Here is a 3,236-nt window from a genome sequence, read left to right as displayed (position 1 = left end):
CCTGTGCCACGTCCGCAAGGTCGCCGACCGGCAGGCCGCGCGCGTCCTGCGCGACGGCGAGCCGCTCGAAGCCGGTGACTACGCCGTCGTGGTGGCCAACCGCTTCCCCCGCACCGCCGGCCGCTACGCCGCGCACCTGGTCTCGCTGGAAGGCTTCGCCGACCACCTCGACGGCAACCCGCCCGACGAGTCCGTCGTCCGCATGGTCTCCCTGTGGGCCTGGTCCTTCGAGGCGAGGCCCGACCCGCAGGCCCACTTCGACGCGCTGATCCGGCACATGGCCGAGGACCCCGCGGGCCTCGGGCTGCGCCTGCGACCACAGGCGGCGGGCGCGCCGGCGGGCCCCGCCACCGAGCGCCTGGACCTCGGCTACGTACCCGTGGACCACGCCCTGCCCTCCGGGGAGCACACGTTCGCCTGGTACCGCGGCCCCTTCACCCCCGTCGTGGCGCAGGACCTCCCGGTCCCCGAGAGCGGGCAGTTCGAGCACACCGACGAGGCCCTGATCTACCTCACCGGCACCGGGGTCTTCGACGTCAGCTACGCCGCCGCGTTCACCCTCGGCCGCGCGCTCGCGCTCTCGGACGCCTCCCTGGCCGCGGCCGTGTCCGGCTTCCGCGCCCGGTCGCGGCGCGTCGTCCACCGGGCGCTGACGCGGGGCCGTACCGGCCCGCACCCGGCCCGCGACCGCTTCCACGAACTGATCGAGAACGGGCTCGGCACCCGCCTGCACACGGCCGCCACGACCGTGACCGGCACCCGTACCCCGCCCGCGCCCCGGCGCGCCGCCGGCGGGGTGCCACAGGCTCCCGACCTCACGGGGCTGCGCGGCCGGTTGCGGTCCGGCGCGACCCGCGACCTGCTGCTCACCGCCCTGGCGGAGCCGCTGGCCCCGCTGACGAGGGCGCTCGACCAGGTGACCCTGCTGGCCGCGGTCCCGTTCGGCCACCTGGTGCCCGACGCGCGCATGCTGCCGCCCGAGAGCCTGCGTTTCTTCCACGTCGACGCGCAGTGGTGCGCGGCACTGCGCGACGGAGTGCTCAGCACCGGCATCGGCACCTCGCTGGACGCCGCCGTCAACGACATCGCGCGGGACACCCTGGCCGCGCCGCGCCCGCTGGCAGGGCTGCTGATGCGCTCCGCGCTCGTCCGCAACTGGCCCGACGTCGTGGTCGAGCCCCAGCGCACGACACCCGGCCTGGAACTGCTGGACATCGTCCACCGCGTGGTCATCGGCCCGGACCTGCTGCTGTGCCTCGTCGACGGGGTGCCGGACCAGGTGGTGTTCCGCGAGCCGCACGAGGGCATCCACTTCGGCGTCGACGAGGGCGACCGCATCGGCCTGCGGCGCCTCACCGGAGCCGTGGGGGAGTCGCTGGAGCAGGACTTCCCGCCGGACGAAGGGGGCATCGGCCGGTTCCTGCGCCCGGCCGTGGCCGACGGGACGCGCGAGGTACTCGGCCTCGTCGTCGGCGACGACCCCCTGGTCCCCGCCATGACCACCGTCCTGCGGGAGCTGGGGCAGCTCCGGCCCGGTGAACCGCTGAGCGCGGGCGCGCTCGCGGTGGAGCTCGTCAACGCCCCGCAACGCATCGCCTTCACCCCGGACCGCTCCGGCCAGAGTTAAGGACCCGCAGCATGCCGTCACCGTCACCCCTGATCGTCCCCGTCCAGGTGGACGCGCTCCTGGTCAACAAGCGCGTACGGGACAACGAGACCTGGCGCCGCTGGTACGCCGACTTCGAGGTGCTGGACGACCGGAAGCCGCCCGAGCCCGACCCGTTCCAGAGCTCCGCCTCCGGCAAGCCGGACCACGGGATCCACCTCCAGTGGCTGCTGCCCGACGCGCTGCGGCGCGGACGGCAGGACGGACCGGCCGGACACGTGAAGTTCCCGCTCGTCCCCAACCGCTGGCTCGTCGTCCGCTACAGCCGTCCCACCGACCGGCCCGACGCCACGCCCACCGCCGTCGGCTGGATCGTCGACAGCGACTTCCTCGACGACGCGGACGGCACGTCCTCGTTCCTCGACCCCTGGGCCACGCGGCTGACCCCGGCCTGGATCGGCCGCTCCCACGACCTCGCGGACGGCCCGTGGACCGAGCCGACGGGCCGACAGCCCTTCCTCACCGCGGCCGGCCCGGGACTGCCGACGTTCTCGATGTTCCAGCCCTACAACGAGAACGTCTTCTCCCTCCACGACCCGCTGACCGACGTCGAAGGCCCGGCCCTGCTGAGCTACCTGGTCGTCGGCTGGTACTCGGACCCGGCCTGGGACATCCTCCGCACGGGCTCCGGGGACGTCCGGAAGCTGCTGGAGTCCCTGCGGTGGTCCACCACCGACAGCGCGTTCCGTCCCGCCCGGTCCCTGTACGCGGGCTCGGCGCTCGGCCTCTCCTGGGACTTCGACGGCGACCGGCCGCCCTCCGCCAAACCCGAACCCTCCGACATCGGGGACATCGACGTGGCCGTCGGCCACATCGCCACCGACGCCGAGACCGCCCTGCACCCGGCGGCCCTGGCCGACCCCGAGGCGGCCCTGCTGTGGGAGGCGTTCTCGTACGACCTCCTGGACGTCCTCGACGAGGACGGCGAGACCGCCCTCGACCAGGCGCTGCGCCGCACCTGGTTCGGCGCCGAACAGGGCGGCTACCTCTGGCGCATCGTCGACAGCCGTGAGGGCGGCGGAAGTACGCGATTGACGCCTCGTCAGGCAGCGGACGAGCGGCAATGGCTCGCCGAACTCAACGCCGCCCAGGCCGAGCACGACGCCGCCTCCCGCGACCTCGCCCACCTCCAGCGCCGCCTGTACGGCCTGTGGTGGCTGCGCGGACGGCCGACCCGGCCAGGGCAGGAGTGGGACGACGCGTGCGACGCGCAGCTCGAACCTGAGAACGCGGGCACCGTCGCCGCACAGGTCCGGGAGAAACTGGACGATCTCTTCCGTGAGGACGGACTGCGCAAACGCATCCCGTGGGGCGACACCCCCGAGGACTTGGCCGCCGAGGTCGAGGCGTACGCCACCGCGCACGGCCTCGCGCCGGGCCGGGAGCTCCAGCGCGTCGCCGAGCCCGCCTTCCACAGCACGCCCGACCCGACCGTCATCGTCCGCGGGGCCAAGCTCGACCGGCCGCTGACCGACGAGAACACCCTGGTCTGCCGTACGTCGGCCGAGACGGTGACGGGGATCCGCGTCGGCGGCGGGATGACGCCCGCGCCCGCCGACGCTGATCCCCG

At 74.2% G+C, this 3,236-nt stretch carries 1 protein-coding gene and 1 pseudogene; both read left to right on the top strand.

Annotated features, from left to right (window positions below; genetic code table 11):
- On the top strand, positions 1-1,627 hold a 1,627-nt coding region (locus tag K6I34_RS34170), incomplete at its 5' end, for a hypothetical protein (RefSeq protein WP_229331926.1).
- 11 nt (positions 1,628-1,638) lie between these two features.
- Positions 1,639-3,236 (top strand): annotated as a pseudogene (locus tag K6I34_RS34165) (hypothetical protein); the annotation flags it as partial.

It is taken from the genome of Streptomyces sp. UNOC14_S4 (assembly GCF_020740835.1).
Classification (GTDB): domain Bacteria; phylum Actinomycetota; class Actinomycetes; order Streptomycetales; family Streptomycetaceae; genus Streptomyces.
This window is presented reverse-complemented; position numbering and strand designations above follow the sequence as displayed.